The sequence below is a fragment of the Chryseobacterium sp. C2(2020) genome (genome assembly GCF_014218915.1).
Classification (GTDB): Bacteria; Bacteroidota; Bacteroidia; order Flavobacteriales; family Weeksellaceae; genus Chryseobacterium; species Chryseobacterium mucoviscidosis.
In genome coordinates this window covers 126,609-144,474 of record NZ_JACLCT010000007.1, presented here as the reverse complement: position 1 = coordinate 144,474, position 17,866 = coordinate 126,609, and the positions used below count along the sequence as shown (strand labels likewise).

13 protein-coding genes and 1 pseudogene are annotated in these 17,866 nt (G+C 36.0%); 12 read left to right on the top strand and 2 right to left on the bottom strand.

Annotation, left to right across the window (positions count from 1 at the left end):
• Positions 1-66: 66 nt before the first annotated feature.
• From H6W52_RS21435 to H6W52_RS06520, 5 genes and pseudogenes are all read left to right on the top strand, one after another.
• Positions 67-214: pseudogene (locus H6W52_RS21435) on the top strand (RHS repeat domain-containing protein); the annotation flags it as partial.
• A 649-nt stretch (positions 215-863) separates the two neighbouring features.
• Entirely contained in the window at positions 864-1,406 is a 543-nt protein-coding gene (locus tag H6W52_RS06535) for a hypothetical protein (protein ID WP_116096827.1), read from the top strand.
• A gap of 121 nt (positions 1,407-1,527) precedes the next feature.
• Positions 1,528-3,654: an RHS repeat domain-containing protein gene (locus H6W52_RS06530; protein ID WP_185216502.1), complete on the top strand. Its 2,127-nt coding sequence runs from the start codon at positions 1,528-1,530 to the stop codon at positions 3,652-3,654.
• A 427-nt stretch (positions 3,655-4,081) separates the two neighbouring features.
• A complete protein-coding gene (locus tag H6W52_RS06525) occupies positions 4,082-5,593 on the top strand; it encodes an RHS repeat domain-containing protein (RefSeq protein ID WP_116096833.1) in 1,512 nt (503 codons plus the stop codon).
• 2 nt (positions 5,594-5,595) lie between these two features.
• Positions 5,596-6,084 carry a hypothetical protein gene (locus H6W52_RS06520; RefSeq protein ID WP_116096835.1) on the top strand — a complete coding sequence of 163 codons (489 nt, stop codon included), beginning with the start codon at positions 5,596-5,598 and terminating at the stop codon, positions 6,082-6,084.
• 302 nt (positions 6,085-6,386) lie between these two features.
• Here the strand turns inward: H6W52_RS06520 and H6W52_RS06515 are convergent, their stop codons facing one another.
• Positions 6,387-7,151 carry a 3'-5' exonuclease gene (locus H6W52_RS06515; RefSeq protein WP_116096837.1) on the bottom strand — a complete coding sequence of 255 codons (765 nt, stop codon included), beginning with the start codon at positions 7,149-7,151 and terminating at the stop codon, positions 6,387-6,389.
• 73 nt (positions 7,152-7,224) lie between these two features.
• Complete coding sequence (locus tag H6W52_RS06510) at positions 7,225-7,938, bottom strand: CDP-alcohol phosphatidyltransferase family protein (RefSeq protein ID WP_116096839.1); 714 nt, start codon at positions 7,936-7,938, stop codon at positions 7,225-7,227.
• A 125-nt stretch (positions 7,939-8,063) separates the two neighbouring features.
• On the opposite strand from H6W52_RS06510, the gene H6W52_RS06505 reads away from it, so the two are divergent.
• The 7 genes from H6W52_RS06505 to H6W52_RS06475 all read left to right on the top strand — a co-directional run bounded on the left by H6W52_RS06505 (position 8,064) and on the right by H6W52_RS06475 (position 17,744).
• Complete coding sequence (locus H6W52_RS06505) at positions 8,064-9,995, top strand: LTA synthase family protein (protein ID WP_116096841.1); 1,932 nt, start codon at positions 8,064-8,066, stop codon at positions 9,993-9,995.
• Between the two features lie 208 nt (positions 9,996-10,203).
• Positions 10,204-10,620, top strand: a complete 417-nt coding sequence (locus H6W52_RS06500; protein WP_087705966.1) for a DUF2147 domain-containing protein — start codon at positions 10,204-10,206, stop codon at positions 10,618-10,620.
• A gap of 110 nt (positions 10,621-10,730) precedes the next feature.
• Entirely contained in the window at positions 10,731-11,711 is a 981-nt protein-coding gene (locus tag H6W52_RS06495) for a pyruvate dehydrogenase complex E1 component subunit beta (protein ID WP_076396100.1), read from the top strand.
• A gap of 123 nt (positions 11,712-11,834) precedes the next feature.
• On the top strand, positions 11,835-13,829 hold the full coding sequence (locus H6W52_RS06490) for a KUP/HAK/KT family potassium transporter (RefSeq protein ID WP_116096843.1): 1,995 nt from the start codon (positions 11,835-11,837) through the stop codon (positions 13,827-13,829).
• 67 nt (positions 13,830-13,896) lie between these two features.
• Positions 13,897-14,370, top strand: coding sequence for a Fur family transcriptional regulator (locus H6W52_RS06485; protein WP_076396095.1), 474 nt, complete (start codon positions 13,897-13,899; stop codon positions 14,368-14,370).
• Between the two features lie 7 nt (positions 14,371-14,377).
• Complete coding sequence (locus tag H6W52_RS06480; RefSeq protein ID WP_116097016.1) at positions 14,378-16,117, top strand: OstA-like protein; 1,740 nt, start codon at positions 14,378-14,380, stop codon at positions 16,115-16,117.
• A gap of 448 nt (positions 16,118-16,565) precedes the next feature.
• Positions 16,566-17,744: an aspartate aminotransferase family protein gene (locus tag H6W52_RS06475; protein WP_116097018.1), complete on the top strand. Its 1,179-nt coding sequence runs from the start codon at positions 16,566-16,568 to the stop codon at positions 17,742-17,744.
• Positions 17,745-17,866: the final 122 nt, after the last annotated feature.

Below are 17,866 nucleotides of genomic sequence, written 5' to 3'. Positions count from 1 at the left end.
AGTGTAAAGCCTCGCGCGAAAAAAAACCGGAGTAGGAAGTCTGGAAAAAGTTGAGCAGACTACGACATGTATGATTACGGTGCAAGGTTTTATATGGCAGACATCGGACGTTGGGGCGTCGTAGATCCATTGGCGGAGAAAATGAGAAGACACTCTCCATATAATTATGCGTTCAACAATCCGATTATGTTTATTGATCCCGATGGAATGGCTCCAGACGATATTATAACTACTGTTTTAAAATCAACCGTTACAAAAGGAGCAGACGGAAAATCAGAATTTATACAAAGAGATGTTAATATTAAAATGACTTTGACGATTGTTAATTTATCAGGTTCTGACTTATCTAAAACTATGTTTAATAAAAATTCTGGCACTGTAAGTATAAGTGAGTTTGAGGGAACTGGAATAAGTGCTTTTGAAAATAATTCTAAAGTTGCAATGGATAATATTAAGAATTTTGATATTCAATATAAAGTTGTTACAAGTATGGATGGTATAGGAAAAAATGATCATGTATTATTTATAGCTAACGAAGTTAAGAATGGTAATGGTGATGCTTTAGGTAAAGGACAAACCCCAGGCAGAGTGTCGGCTGTCGAAGCAGCTACAATTAAAAATGGCACCTTTAATGAAGTTGTAAAGCATGAATTTGGACATAATATGGGTATGATACATTCTCCAAATGATAAGGGTCTTATGAGAGCAGAGGGTACAGGTCAAACCTCTGTCGCTCCATATCAAAGAGGAGCAATAGTTTCAGGAGCAATTGGATCACAGAAACAAGTGAAAACTTATTCTGGCGGATATTCAACTTCTTCAGTAAGTGAAGCTAAAAAATTTAAACAGAATAATGTAGTCAGATGAAAAAAATCTTTATAATTAGTTTAGTTTCTCTTTTATTAAATTGTAATAATAAAGAGGAATTTAAAAAGGAAACTTTAGGAGTAGTTACCTTTGAAGTTCCAGATAATTGGAAGAAGAAAGATATTAAAGGAATAGACTCTAAAATAATTTCCTTCATAACATCTAATTCTGACACAATATATTTTGAGTATGGAGCTTACAATAATCCATTTAATGAATCAAAAATTATTATTAATGATAGTTTAATCTACAAAGCTTTAAAAAAAAATTCTATTGTTGAAAATATAGTTTTTTCAAATAATAAAGAATTAGACAATAGTCAAGGTATTTTTTTAGATAACTATTATTATTATGATACAATTAGCGGACATATAGCAAAAGTTATGCTGCCTAAAAAAAGCAAGAGAGGACAAATGGGGTTATATTTTGAAAATATTGATGGTAAGAAAAATAATTTCTCTATTTATACACTTCGTCCATTAAAAGAAGTTGATAGTTTAAATTTTTTCAAATTGAAGCGATCAATTCAAATAAAGTAACTTGACCCCTATCTCGCGGATTTGTAATCCCGATGACGCGGATTTATAATCCGTGAGCAACAATAAAGAACCCACTGCAATTGCGGTGGGTTTTGTGTTATAAAGAGCAGCACAAAATAAAATGCTTTTCATTTTTAACCTCAGAAAGCAGGGCGAAGTCGGGGTAACGCTACAGGAAAGATTTGAATACGATTCCCAAAACAGGCTGAAAAAGCATTACCATCAGGTGGATAGTAATCCGCAGGAACTACTTGCCGAAAACACCTACAACGACTTGTCTCAGCTTGTGAATAAGAAAGTGGGAAATAATCTTCAAAGCATCGATTACACTTACAATATCCGCGGATGGATGACCAAGATCAATGATCCGGCAAATCTTAACGGAAAACTGTTCGGGTATAAAGTAAAATACAGTGAAGTTGAAGGGCTTGAAACACCCAATACAGACTTTTCTACTCTGAAAGTAAAACCGAAATACAACGGCAACATTGCGGAAGTAGACTGGAGAACAGGAACAACCACAGGAGACAACCTGAGAAGATACGGCTATGTTTATGATGGAGCGAACAGATTACTGGCAGGATTCTACCAGAAAGATACCAATCCTTCTGCAAAGGAATACTTCGAAAAGATGGAATATGATCTTAACGGAAATATCTCTAATCTGAAAAGATCTGCGCAATCTCAGCAAGGCGCTCCTGCATTTAATATTGATGATCTTGGATATATTTATACCGGAAACAGGCTGACTTCCGTTACCGATTCCTCCACAGATTACAGAGGCTATCCGGATACTTCAGGAAACACGATTTCCTACGACCTGAACGGAAACATGAAAGATCATAAGGATAAAGGTATTCTTCAGATTGATTATAATTTTTTAAATCTTCCGAAATATATTAAGTTCAGTGATTTTGCAAGTTACGACAGGAGCAATAAAGTATATGTAAATACGAATTATCTTTACAGAGCAGATGGCGTAAAGATGAGAAAAGTACATAATTATAAAGATCCTTCCTATGCTTATGCTTTGGGAACCAGAACCACCGATTACTTGGATGGGTTTCAATATGAATATGACTGGACACCATTATCCGGAATACCTACGAATGATTTTCAGTTAAAATTTGTTCCAACTTCAGAAGGGTATTTTGATTTTGTAAAAAATAAGTATATTTACAACTATACAGATCATTTGGGAAATATCCGTTTAAGTTATTTCAACAATGGAAGTGGCGCAGAAGTTCTTGAAGAAAATAACTATTATCCGTTTGGGATGAAGCATGAAGGATACAATACTTCTTTCAGTTTTGGAAGCAGTTACCAGTATAAATACAACGGCAAGGAATTACAGACGGAGTCCGGCATGTATGATTACGGAGCAAGATTTTATATGGCTGACATCGGACGTTGGGGTGTGCAAGATGATCACCAAGAATTATATCATTCATATTCTTCTTATCATTATGTTGCGGACAATCCTGTTCTTGTGATTGACCCCGATGGAAGAGATTGGTATTATACAAATGATGGACAATATTTATATAATAAAGATTTAAATAGAGATAACGCCTCTCAATTTTTCAAAGACAATAACATTGAGGGCGCAAAATATGCTTTTGCGAGCAACACGATGGGGAATTTTCATTATGGTGCGGATGGTGTAATTTATGATGATTCAAAAGCAGGTAGAGGAAAAGCAATTGAAAACGGGACGCTTCATGATATTCCGGAAATAACTTTAACCAAAAATCTTACTTTAGAAAAAATAGTTAAATCTGTTATCGTTGGTATAAATATGTATAGCGGGGTAGATGAATTGATTGGAGGAGTTGGTTCATTACTTGTTCCCGAACCCACAATGATAACAAAAGTTTCAGGGGTATATCTAATTGGTGATGGACTTACAAGGTCTATATCTGGTCCTATTCAACTTTATGGAATTTGGGGTAATGATAAACAATTAGAGAATGTTCCAGGAAATCTTTTAGGATTAGTAGGAAACGGAATAGACAATCTAAATAGTAATAAGCCTGGATATGTTACGGGTGGTGATGGACAATTAGTTGGTGAAATGGTTGGTGATTTTGGATTAGCTCGAAGAAGCTTATACAAAGCTCTTATGTCGCCACAAGGAGTTTCAAAAATGAAAGATTATATAAGATTTGGGAACATAATAAATAGTCTTTCTTCACCTGCAAGAACAGGTTACTCAAAAGGCAAAAAAATAAAAGAAAATGAGAAATGATGTATTACTTATTCTATTAATTTCTTCAGCAGTATTTATTGCAGTATTAGTATATAATGTAAAGAGGTTGAAAAAAATGACCTATGAAGAGAGAGAAAAAGAAACTGACAGAAGTTTAGATAGAGCGGGTTGGCTCACTATAATAAAAAACATATTAAAACTATTTACTAACTGAAAAACAACTCGCATTTCGCGGGAATCCCTGATCTTGCGGATTTGTAATCCGTGAACAATAATAATCCACCTTTTTTGCGGTGGGTTTTATGTTATAAAGAGCAGCACAAAATAAGATGTTTTCATTTTTAACCAGAATCCCCAAAACCCGAACAGTAAAGAGAATACGGAATCTTTAGCGTATGATCTTAACGGAAATATCACCAGTCTGTACAGAACCTCGGTTCTGGAATATGGGAATACAACGCCGACCATGATTGATAACCTGCAATACCTCTATGCTTCCGGCAATGTCAGCAACAGGCTTACCAACATCAATGATCATGCACAGAATGCAACAGGATACGAAGGCGGCGGACAAACCATCGGATATGATCTGAACGGAAACATGATCAGTATGCCAGATAAGGGAATCAGTGTGATCAAATACAATCATTTAAACCTTCCCCACCATCTGGAATACAGCAGGGACGGCATTGAAATGGTGAAACTGGACACAAAATACCGCGCCGACGGGACAAAGCTCCGTAAGGTAAACACCACAACGATTTCCGGGATTAACGGCTACACAACCTCTGTAAAGACCATCGATTACCTTGATGGCTTCCAGTATCAGAACATCACTAATTCAGGTGGCGGAGGCGGAGGAAGCTCTTCTTTTTCGGCGTCCAATCTTGAGAGTTCACGAGCGATGGAAACGCAGGCGTTCAGTCTTGTGGACATTGGAGGGCTGGAACCTGTGGGAATGCTGAAGAATTCTGAACTGCAGTTTTTGCCGACTTCAGAAGGATTTTACGATTACATAAAAAATCAATATATTTACCAGTATAAAGATCACTTGGGAAATACAAGGGTAAGTTTTGGGAAAAACAGCGCAGGAGTTCTAGAAATTGTGGATGCTAATGATTATTATCCTTTCGGAATGAATCATTTGAAGAGCGGAAATTCATTCTTTGGATCAAGTTCGTATAAAAATTACAAGTACAACGGTAAAGAATTGCAGGAGACGGGCATGTATGATTACGGAGCAAGGTTTTATATGCCTGACTTAGGAAGATGGGGAGTCGTAGATGAATTAGCAGAAAAATTTAATCGCCATAGCCCGTATAATTATGTTGTAAATAATCCTATTAATGGTATTGATCCAGACGGTAGGGATGTAATATTTCTTGCAGATTCCAAAGCTGTACCTGTAGCAGGTCATGGAGCTGTTATTGTTGGAAATGAAAGAGATGGTTGGTATTATTATTCAATGAATGGAACAGGGGAAGGAAGTAGCCCATACGGCGATTCTAAAAACCCTGACATTGGAACTTTTTTGGGAAAAGGCTTAAGTCCGAAACAGGCTATGCTAAAAGCAAATACTATTAATCCTGTCCCAAGTGAAAAACACCATTACGATAAATTTGTTACTGTTAAAACAACTAGAGAAGAAGATGCCAAGATAAAAGTAGCCGCAGCTAAAGCAGCAAGTGCTAAAAAATATAAAGTAATTGGTCAGTCTTGCGCTTGTGTCATGTTAGATGCGCTCAATAAAATTGTAGATATAAGATCTAATAATGCTTGGTATATTCCAAAATTTATAGATCCTGCTCCCAATAATATTATGGATTATTTTAATGAGGAAAAGATAACAGGAGGAGGAATTCATCATTTAAATAGATTCTACCTTCCTGATGATAAAGAAATTAAAACTCGTAAGGTAGGAAAACTTGAAGTTGGTCCTCTCATTCCTGATGGTGTAGATAGAAATAAAACTCAATAGTTATGAAAAGAGTAATTTTTATTCTTACAGGTATTATTATACTTTGTGTATTTTTTTATTATGCATTCGGAATTTTTTCTTCATCCGTTGGCTGGTATGGTTATCAAAAATGGAAGTATAGAGGCGGTACAACAACAATTAAAGAATCAAAACAAAGAAAAGTCTTTGTAAAAGAATTGAATTATAAGATAGTGGATTCTGCTAATCTAAAAGGATTTTATTTTAAGCCCTATATAGAGAAAGGTTTTAGATATGGTTACCATTCAATGGAGGAAACAAGAATAGATAATTTTTCAAATTATCCATATAATTTTAGCTATGAAAGGAACAAAAGCGATTCTATTGTATTGAACATTTTCCCTGAAGATAAAGAGAAATTGGACAGTTCTGATGCTGTATGGGGATATTTAAAACAACCATATTTAAAAGATACCATTAGGATTGAGATAGAAGGAGCTGGAAAGCAAAAAGGTATAATAAAAGTATGGTAACCCGACCCGACCCTGGTCTCGCGAATTTATAATCCGTGAGCAACAATAAAGAACCCACCACAAAGCGGTGGGTTTTGTGTTTTATAGCGTAGCTGCGTTTTTGGCAAAAAAATCTTTAAACTTTTTATGGGTAAGCATTTTTTCCACGAGGTGAAAATGGTTTGCTTGTCTTCCTCTTCGAGCTGCTGTATTAATCTGATTTGTTAGAGTTCCGTTTTATCTTCCAAAATTACTTCTTTAGGAATAGAACTGCCATAATCAATCGCTCATTAAAGCATCTTTTTAACCAGCTCACTCATCATTTAAAACTTACTTGATAATTGGATTTTCGTGAAAACCTTTTTGGTGTACAATGGAAAATCAGCGTTTTGAAGCCATCCGTAATAGCCCAGATCTTTCTGGAAAACAGACTTTACCGTTTGTCCCTTATATTTTCCGAAAGCAAAAATTTCCTGTCCGTTTTCGTTGAAATGAATCATTCCGGCAAGATCTGCGAATTTGTTCTGAGACGAAAAATTGCTTAATTCTGCGATTTCGTTCGGTACATCATCGTATTTTCCGACCTGAGCATCAAGAACTTCGAAAGTTGCCATAACATCCGCTTCCGCAGAATGGGCGTTTTCCAGTGTTTTTCCGCAATAAAACTGATAGGCAGCGCCTAAATTTCGGGGTTCTTTTTTAAAGAAAATGGTCTGTGCATCAACCAGTTTGAATTTATTCAAATCAAAATCAAACTCGGCACGAAGCAGCTCTTCCGCTAACAACGGAACATCGAATCTGTTGGAATTGAAACCGCCCAAATCCGCACCCGCAATCATTTCCATCACTTTCGGAGCAATTTCTCTGAATGTCGGCGCATCTTTTACATCTTCATCATAAATACCGTGGATTTCGCTGCATTCTTTCGGGATCGGCATTTCAGGATTTACCCTCCATGTTTTGCTTTCTCTCGAAGCATCTGGATTTACTTTTAAAATACAGATTTCAACAATACGGTCTTTCCCGATGTTGGTTCCTGTGGTTTCCAGATCAAAAATGCAAAGCGGTTTATGTAGTTTTAAATTCATTTTTTATAATTTGAAAATTCGAGAAGTGGTAATTTGAAAATGGATTTAAACGTCCATTATTTAACACATAAATTTATTTTAATTGTTTTTGAAATATAATAGATATTAGAATATAATAAAGAATTACCATCGGAATTCCGACTGTTTTAAAGATAACTAAAATAATAACAGAACCGACCAGTAAAGCTATTTTCGGATAATTATCCTGTAGTTTCATCGATTTGAATTTCATCGCGATCATTTTTATCGGCGAGATTAAAAGCCAGGAAGAAATTACGGTTAAAATAATTAACGCAAATTCATTATTCAGGAGAAATTCAAAGCTTTGATTTTCTTTGAAAGCGTAAAACAGTCCAAAAATCAGAATCGTATTACTCGGCGTATTCAGTCCTTTAAAATAATATTTCTGATCTGCATCTAAATTAAAAATTGCCAGTCTTAAACAGGAAAATAATGTAATCAGCAACCCGAAATATTGAATCGCAAACGGTAAGGTCATCCCAAAGAGATCCGTTTCAAACGGTTCAAGCATTTTAAACATCGTCAGTCCCGGAACCAGTCCGAAGCTCACCATATCTGCCAAAGAATCCAGTTGGGTTCCCAGATTGGAGTTTGCCTTTAACGCTCTTGCCGTAAAACCATCAAAGAAATCCAGAACCAGAGAAAGTACGATGCAAATCGCAGTCGTCTGATAATCTCCTGAAATAAGATGAATGGCGCCGATACATCCGGAAAACAGGTTTCCTAACGTTATCGCGTTGGCAAGATTATTTTTAATAAAATTCATAGGCACAAAATTAATAAATTAAAGTAACAAAGCGTTAATTAAACGGTGCATCAATTATAGAAGATTGCTAAGCCGTTACAGGGAGATATTATTAAATTAATTCGAATTTAATGTAAATTTGCAGCATGAAATTGTTTAAAGAATTTAGAAAACAGGAAGTTCTGGTGCTTTTGTACAGAATTTTTTTAGCCTATTTTTTCTATCAGATCGCAAGATTTTTATTCTGGTACTTTAATAAAGACTTGATAAAGATCGACTCTGTTTCAGATTATTTCAGTCTGTCTTTCCATGGGATTGCATTCGATACAACGGCAATTTTATATGTAAATGCCCTTTTTATTCTTCTGAGCATCATTCCTATTATCATCAATACTAAAAAAAGTTACCAGAAATTTCTTTTCTGGCTGTATTTTATCACCAACGGAATTGCCTATGCGATGAATTTCGGAGATATGGTGTATTTCAGATTTTCGCAGATGAGACTTACTTCTGCCGCGTTGCAGGTTGCGCAGCACGAAAGCAATATTTTTAAGGTTTTTACAACTTCTGTTGCTCAGAATCCTTTTGTTCTGATTGGATTTATAGCTTTGATGATCCTTTGGATTTTTCTTTATAAAAAAGTAACAATTCAGGAAAACAAGCCAGAAAAACTGTTTCCGTATTTTGTTTGGTCTTTGTTAACGCTTTGCATAACGGCTGTTTTGGCTGTTGGCGGGATCCGTGGAGACTTTAAACACAGCACAAGACCGATCAATCTGGTAGACGCCAATCGTTTCGTAAAAATTCCGGCACAGGGAAATGTCGTTTTGAACAGTACGTTTTCCTTTTTCCGAACTTTAAATACGAATAATTTTAAGGAAGTTCATTTTGTAGATGAAAAATTTATCGATCAGAATATCCATCCTTATAAAGAATATAACAGAGAAGTCGCAGAAAAACCAAATATCGTTATTTTTATTGTAGAATCCTTCGGAAGAGAATATTCAGGAGCATTCAATAAAGATAAAGACATCAAAGATTACGTTTCTTACACTCCGTTTATCGACAGTTTGGCGGGACAGAGTCTTATTTTTCCGAACACTTTTGCCAACGGAAGACAGTCGATTCACGGGATGAGTTCCGTTCTTGCCGGAATTCCGAGTTTAACCGACGCTTTTACAAGTTCGCCGTATTCCAACCAGAAAATCCAGTCCATTGTTTCTGTCTGCAACGAAATGGGATACGATACTTCTTTCTATCACGGCGCTCCGAATGGTTCCATGGGATTTTTAGGCTTTGGAAACATTCTAGGCTTCAAACACTATTTTGGAAAGACAGAATACAATAACGATAAAGATTTCGACGGAATCTGGGCAATCTGGGATGAACCTTTTTTACAGTATTTTGCGAAAAATGTAGGAAAAAAACAGCCTTTCATGGTAACCGTATTCACGGCATCTTCACATCATCCGTTTAAAATTCCTGAAAAATACAACGGAAAGTTTAAAAAAGGAAAAATTCAGATGCATGAACCAATTCAATATACGGATTTTGCCATCAAAAAATACTTTGAAACAGCTAAAAAACAACCTTGGTTCAATAATACTATCTTTGTTTTTACAGGAGATCATACCAACGAAATTTATTATCCCGAATACGATAAAACAATGAATCGTTTCGCAGTGCCCTTAATCTTTTATTCCCCAAATCCTGCGTACAATTTAAAAGGCGTAAATCCTGAACTCGCACAGCAGATTGATATTTATCCTACGCTTGCAGATTTAATAGGTTACCATAAAAAAATCAGAAGCTGGGGGAGAAGTCTTGTGAGTGACAGACATTATTCGCCGATTATTGCCAATTCAGACGGAACAGTGGAGCAGTTTATCATCGGGAATTACATCTACCGTTTTGATGGAAAAGAAATTGTGGGGATCTTTGATAAGTCTGATTTAGGATTGGAAAAAAATCTTATGGATCAGCTGAAATCCAATCCGGAAGCGCAAAAAGGAAAACAAATCGCAAAAGCGTGGTATCAGGATTATATGGATCGGGTGATAAACAGAAAAATGAACTAAAATATAACTATTTTATTTTCAGGATGAATTGAATGAAATTTTAATTGTTAAACCTATTAACTTTATTATTGTTTCAGATGAATTTTTGGGATATCTCTTGTAATCTATGTGTAGGATAATAAATTTTTTTGTTGTTTTAAAATAAATTTATATTTTTAGCAGTAATAGACAACGAAATTATTTTATTGAAATTAAAACTATAAGAAATATGAGAAAATTATTATTAACCTTCGCGCTTTCATTATTCGGAGTAATGTCTTTTGCACAGATTGAAGGAAAATGGAAAACCATAGACGATGAAACAAAACAGGCTAAATCTATTGTTGAGATCTATAAAAAAGGAGACCAGTACTTTGGCAAAATCTCACAACTATTAATAAAGCCGGCTAATCCAAACTGTACAGCTTGTAAAGACGACAGAAAAAACAAGCCTATTCTGGGAATGGAAATCATCAGAGGGCTTAAAAAAGACGGTGATGAATTTACAGGAGGAACCATTACCGATCCTAAAACAGGAAAAACCTACAAATGTACGATTACAAGAAGCGGTGATAACCTGAATGTAAGAGGATATGTTGGTTTATCTTTCATCGGAAGATCACAGACTTGGCAGAAAGCTAATTAATCGGGATCAAATAAAAATTAATAAGCGGCATTTCATTAAATGAAATGTCGTTTTTGTTATGTAAATAATAAAAAAACACTACTTTTGTACTCTAAATTTTTCAAATAAATATGGCAGAATATACTTTTCGTGAGGTAATTGCACAGGCAATGAGCGAGGAAATGCGTAAAGACGAATCCATCTATTTAATGGGGGAAGAAGTTGCAGAATATAACGGTGCATATAAGGCTTCAAAAGGAATGCTGGATGAATTTGGTGCTAAAAGAGTAATCGATACACCAATTGCTGAGCTTGGTTTCGCAGGGATTTCTGTGGGAGCTGCAATGAATGGTAACAGACCGATTGTAGAATTTATGACCTTCAATTTCTCTTTGGTGGGGATTGATCAGATTATCAATAACGCTGCAAAAATCCGCCAGATGAGTGGAGGACAGTGGAACTGCCCAATCGTTTTCCGTGGTCCTACAGCTTCTGCAGGTCAGTTGGGAGCAACACACTCTCAGGCTTTCGAAAGCTGGTATGCCAACTGTCCGGGATTAAAAGTAGTCGTTCCTTCAAACCCTTACGATGCGAAAGGATTGTTGAAAACTGCGATTCAGGATAATGATCCGGTAATTTTCATGGAATCTGAGCAGATGTACGGAGACAAAATGGAAATTCCTGAAGAAGAATACTATTTACCGATCGGGAAAGCAGATATCAAAAGAGAAGGTTCTGATGTTACGCTGGTTTCTTTCGGAAAAATCATGAAGCTGGCTATTCAGGCTGCTGAAGATTTGGCTAAAGAAGGTATTTCTGTAGAAGTTATCGATCTTAGAACCGTTCGTCCTTTGGATTATGATACTGTTTTGGCATCCGTTAAAAAGACAAACAGACTGGTTGTTTTGGAAGAAGCGTGGCCATTTGGTTCTGTGGCGTCCGAAATTACCTATATGGTTCAGCAGAAAGCATTCGATTATCTGGATGCTCCGATCAAGAGAATTACAACTCCAGATGCTCCTGCTCCTTACTCCGCAGCTTTATTTGCAGAGTGGTTCCCGAAACTTGAAAAAGTGAAAGAAGAGATCAAAAAAGCAATGTACGTTAAGTAATAAAACGATTATAGAAAAAAACTTCCGAAAGGAAGTTTTTTCATTTATTATATTCATGAAGAAAAATTCATGGAGATGTAAATTTGACTTAAATTTGCGCGTTTAAAAATTAAATTAGCTGGTATGGCAGAAGTTACAGAAGGCGGTCATCATTTTGACATCAAAAAGCTTTCTTTCATTGGAATTTTAGTGTCTCTCGGAATTGTTTTCGGAGATATCGGTACTTCACCGCTTTATGTAATGAAAGCGATTGTTAACGCAAGAGGAAAAGGAAGTACGATGCCTTTCAATGAGTACATCGAAGGGGCGTTGTCCTGTATTATCTGGACGCTTACTCTTCAGACGACAATTAAATATGTAATCATTGCTCTTAGAGCAGACAACAAAGGAGAAGGGGGTATTTTAGCACTTTTTTCTCTGGTAAAAAATCTTAAAAAAGGCTGGTTGTATCTTATTGCTATTGTAGGAGCGGCTGCGCTTATTGCAGATGGGGTAATTACTCCTTCGCTTACGGTAATGTCTGCGATCGAAGGTCTTGAAATTTATAATCCGGATACTCCGGTTGTTCCTATCACGATCGCGATTCTGATTGTTATTTTCGTAGTTCAGCAGTTTGGTACGAGCTTTATCGGGAAGTTCTTCGGACCGGTAATGGTGATCTGGTTCCTGGTTTTGGGAGGTTTAGGATTGTCTCATTTAAGCGAAAATCTTGAAATTTTAAGATCTTTCAATCCTTACTATGCGTATAAGCTTATTGCCAACTCTCCGAGCGCAATTGTAATTTTAGGAGCGGTTTTCCTTTGTACCACAGGAGCGGAAGCGCTTTATTCCGACTTAGGACACTGCGGTGCCAAAAATATTCGTGTAAGCTGGGGATTTGTAAAAGTAATGCTGATCTTAAATTATTTGGGACAAGGAGCGTGGCTTTTAACCAATTACGGTAAACCCGGCTTTTCGGTAGTAAACCCTTTCTTCGGTATCATGGAAGAATGGATGGTGGTTCCGGGCGTTATTTTGGCTACAGCGGCTGCAATTATTGCCAGTCAGGCTTTGATAACAGGATCATTTACTATTTTCTCAGAGGCAATGTCCTTAAATTTATGGCCTAACCAGAAAATTGATTATCCTTCCGGGGTTAAAGGACAAATGTACATCCCAAGAATTAACTGGGGGCTTTTACTGTTCTGTATTGTGGTGGTTCTTCACTTCAAAGAATCAGGAAAAATGGAAGCGGCTTACGGTTTATCCATTACGGTAACCATGTTGATGACCACCGTACTTTTGGTATACTGGCTGTTGAAACAAAGAGTCAACAAAGTTTTAATCCTTGTTTTTGCGTTTGTTTATATGGCAATCGAATTAGGTTTCTTTAGTGCAAACGTAATCAAATTCATGGAAGGAGGATGGATTACGGTCGTATTGGCTGGATCTATAGGAATCTGTATGTATGCATGGTACAACGGAAGATCTATTAAAACAAAATTCATCAAATTTATTAAGCTTGAGACCTATATCCCGATCATTAAAGATATGAAGCTTGATGAAACGATTCCTAAATATGCGACTAACTTAGCGTATTTAAGCCGTGCGAAGAGAAATGATGAGATCGAATCGAAGATTATTTATTCAATCATCAAAAAACAGCCGAAAAGAGCCGATCATTATTTTATCTTAAGCATTACCAATCAGGAAGATCCATATACTTTTAAATATGCGGTAGATGAAGTTCTTCCGGGAACGATCTATAAGATTAACTTCATGTTAGGATTTAAGATAGACCGAAGAATTAACGATTATTTCGATATGGTTCTCAGAGATTTAATGGCAGACGGAACAATTCCTTCAAGAAGCAGCCATCCGTCATTAAGAGCGCATAATATTCCGCCGGATCTGAAATACGTGATTATAGACAATACCTATATTAACGATATACTTCTTACGGTTAAAGAGAAAATCATTCTTAATATCTACAATTTCGTGAAATATATCGGAAGCGACGACTTTAAAGCATGGGGAATCACCTCTCACAATGTTGTGGTAGAATCTGCACCTATGACGGAAGATTGCGTCGGAAAATCCAAAATCGAGCAGTGCGAATTTATCCGCCACAAAGGTTAAATTCTTTAACACAGTAGGACAATTTGTATTTAAATAAAAATCAATAAATTTGTAGATAAATTTTTTGATGGATACGATACAAAAAGAAAAAAATATTGCACTGATAAAGGATGTTTTAAGAAACTATTTATTAGAAAAAGGTTTCAGAAACACACCTGAACGATATACGATATTAGAAGAAATATACGGTATGGATCATCACTTTAATGTGGATGATCTGTACCTTTTAATGTTGCAGAAAAAATACCACGTTTCCAAAGCAACAATTTACAATACAATTGAAATTTTCCTTGATGCAGGACTCATCCGTAAGCATCAGTTCGGAGAAAAAACACTCACTTCTTCCTCTTACGAAAAATCTTATTTTGATAAACAGCACGATCATTTGGTGGTGTACAAAAAAGATTCAGACAAGGAAATCGAAGAGATCATCGAGTTTTGTGATCCGAGAATTCAAGGGATTAAAGAAGCAATTGAACAGGCATTTGGCGTAAAAATTGATTCCCATTCGCTGTATTTTTATGGCACAAAGAATGATTAATCAATTCATGAGACTATTTGCTTTAGTCCTAGTCTCTGTTTCAACGTTTTTATTTGCACAGAACCAGCCGAAACCTCTGCAAAAAGATCCTTATTTTACCAACACGACTCCTCAAAAAAATGCTCCGCCTGCTGAAAAGGTGAAGCACATCCATTCTGATGAATTACGGAAGGATGAGAAATACGATGGGAATAATTACTTCGTTGGGAATGTACAGTTTTCGCATCAGGGTTCTTTGCTGAATGCGGATCTTGTGATTGTGTATGAAGAACAGAATTTCATCAAAGCTATCGGAAATGTAAAATTGCAAAATGCCGATGGTTCAGTAATTACAGCCGATGAAATGGAGTATGATGGAAATACACAAAAGGGAATTGCCCGAAAAAATGTAGTTCTTACCGATCCGAAAGGAACTGTTATAAAAACGGAAACCATGTATTACGACCGGCTTTCCAATCAGGCGTATTACAACACCGGAGGAACCATTAACGACGGAAAAAGTACAACGTATTCCAAAACAGCAACCTATTTTCTAACAACCAGAACGATTGATCTTTCCGGAAGAGTGAAAATAGAAGACGCTCAGTATATTCTGGAGGGAGACAATGTAGTTCAGAATCAGAATACAAACATCGTCAATATCAACGGACCGACGACAATTGTCAACAAGAAAAATCCTAAAAACCGAATCGTTACCGATAAAGGAAATTACAATACAAATACGAAAGAAGCTTTTTTATACAAAAACTCCAGAGTGTATTATAATGATAAGATTCTTACCGGAGATGAAATGTACTATAACCAGTTATCCGGATTCGGAAAAGCGACAGGAAATGTAACACTGGATGATCCGAACGAAAGAAGATTTATAAAAGGAGGTTACGGAGAAATTTACGAAAAGAAAGATTCTGCCATGATGACCAAAAATCCGTATGCAGTAAAAGCTCTGGAAAAAGATTCGATGTACTTTGCGGCAGAAAAAATTATTTCTTTTCAAAAACCGGATCCTGAAGATATCAAGGTGAAGAAAAGTTTTCTGAGAGCATACAGAAAAGGACGTTTTTATAAATCCAATGCGCAGGGAAGAGCAGATTCCATCGCTTTCAATGAAACGGATGGAGTTCTTCATATGTATACCAATCCAATCCTTTGGAGCAACGGAAAGCAGGTAACCGGAGATAAAGTTGAAGCTTATTTTAATACCCAAAAAGAAAATATAGACTCTCTGAAGGTTCTCGGAAATGCTTTTGCCATCAGCAAAGTAGATTCTCTGAATATGAAAGACGAATTCAATCAGGTGAAAGGTAAACTCATGACGGTTTATTACGGAGAAGATAACAATATCAAAGAAGCAAAAGTAATCGGAAATGCTCAGGCAATTACCTATTCCGATGATGAAAACGAGCAAACGAAGGAAAAGGAAAGAATCGGGATCTCTCTTACTTCCTGCGGTATTATTGATGCTATTTTTGAGGAAAAACTATTATATGTTGTAGCATGTAATATCGGAGCAGCTTCAGATACCTATCCTATGAGTATGATAGAACCCGAAAGGCGGAAATTTCCGGATTTTAACTGGAATACAAAAGACAGGATTCTGAAATGGCAGGATATTCTCGTGGATACGCCTAATTATGAAGAAGTAAAATACGAAGCCGACAATACACTTTATAATAAAGCACAGGAAGCAGTAGAAAAAGAAAAAGCCAAAGAAGAAGCCAAAAAGCCAAAACGTGTAAGGCGATAAATTCGCATTTTTTTAACAGAATTTTTTTTAATTATAAAATATTCACCATTTTCTAAATAGGAAATGGTGATTTATTTTTACAAAATCGCCCTGAAAATAGTGGCTGCCTGATAATTTTTTAATTTTTTTTCGAATTTTCAGGCGTGTTTTATTCAAAAATCTGTGAAGCGGAAACCCTTATCGTTATTCGGTTTTCTAATTGGTAAATTCTCATGGTTTGTTGAATTGATTTGCGATCTTGGTATGTAATGTAAATATTTTTTATTGAATATGTATTTTCATTAATTTTTTTCTATATATTTACCTAAGAATATATGAAACTATATTAATATTTTGTGATTTGGTGGTATTGCCCGCGGTTTTCTGCGGGCAATTTTTTTATTCTGTCCGTTTCATTTCGGCGTTTGCCGAATCTTTTATAGTTTTGCTAAAATTTCGGAAAATGGAAATGCAAAAGGATTTTTTTATATATCAGGCTCAGACGACAAAGTTTGCCGCAGGTTTTGAAGTAGAGAAGGCGGAAGGAAGTTATATTTATGGTAAAGACGGAAGAAGATATCTGGATTTTGTAGCAGGAGTTTCTGCCAATACTTTAGGACATTCCCATCCAAAAGTAGTTGATGCCATTAAAGAACAGGCAGAAAAATACCTTCACGTTATGGTTTACGGAGAATATGCACAGGAAAAGCCGGTGGCTTTATGTAAGCTTTTGGCAGAAGCTACTCCCGATCCTTTAGAAATTACTTATCTGGTAAACAGCGGTGCAGAAGCCATAGACGGAAGTCTGAAACTGGCAAAAAGATATACAGGAAGAGAAGAAATTGTCTCTTTCAAAAATTCGTACCACGGAAATACCCACGGTGCGTTAAGTGTATCTGGAAATGAGTTCCATAAAAGAGAATTTCGTCCGTTATTGCCAATGGTTTCCTTCATTGAATTTAACAATGAAAAAGATTTCGATAAAATTACCGAGAAAACGGCCTGCGTTATTTTAGAAACCATTCAGGGAGCAGCCGGATTTTTAGTTCCTAATGACGATTATTTAATTAAATTAAAAAAGAGATGTGAAGAAGTCGGCGCGTTATTAATTCTGGATGAAATTCAGCCGGGATTCGGAAGAACGGGAAAACTCTTTTCTTTTGAACATTTCGGCATTGTTCCGGATATTCTTGTGATGGGAAAAGGAATGGGAGGAGGAGTTCCTGTTGGTGCTTTTATGAGTTCGCGCGAAATTATGGAAACACTGTCTCATTCTCCGAAATTAGGGCATATTACGACCTTTGGAGGAAATCCGCTTATCGCAGCTTCCAGTTATGCAACTTTAAAAGAAGTTCTGGAAAGCGGTCTGATGAATGAAGTAGAAGAAAAAGAAAAACTATACAGAAACCTTCTGGTTCATCCCAAAATAAAAAATATTAACGGAAAAGGGCTTATGTTGGCTGTAAATCTCGGATCACCGGAATATACTTTAGACGTTGCCAAAAGATGCATGGAAAAAGGACTGATTGTTTTCTGGCAGCTTTACAGAAATGAATATCTGAGAATCTCTCCACCCCTTACGATTTCAAAGGAAGAAATAGAAGAAGGATGTAAAATTATCCTTGACGTATTAAATGAAAACCAATAAAAAAGCTCTTTTTCAGAGCTTTTTTTTGATACCACAAAACAAAAAGATTATGGTAAAATAATAATTAAACACCTATTTAAGAATCTCTGACAAATATCATGAAGATTATGCAAAAAAATAAA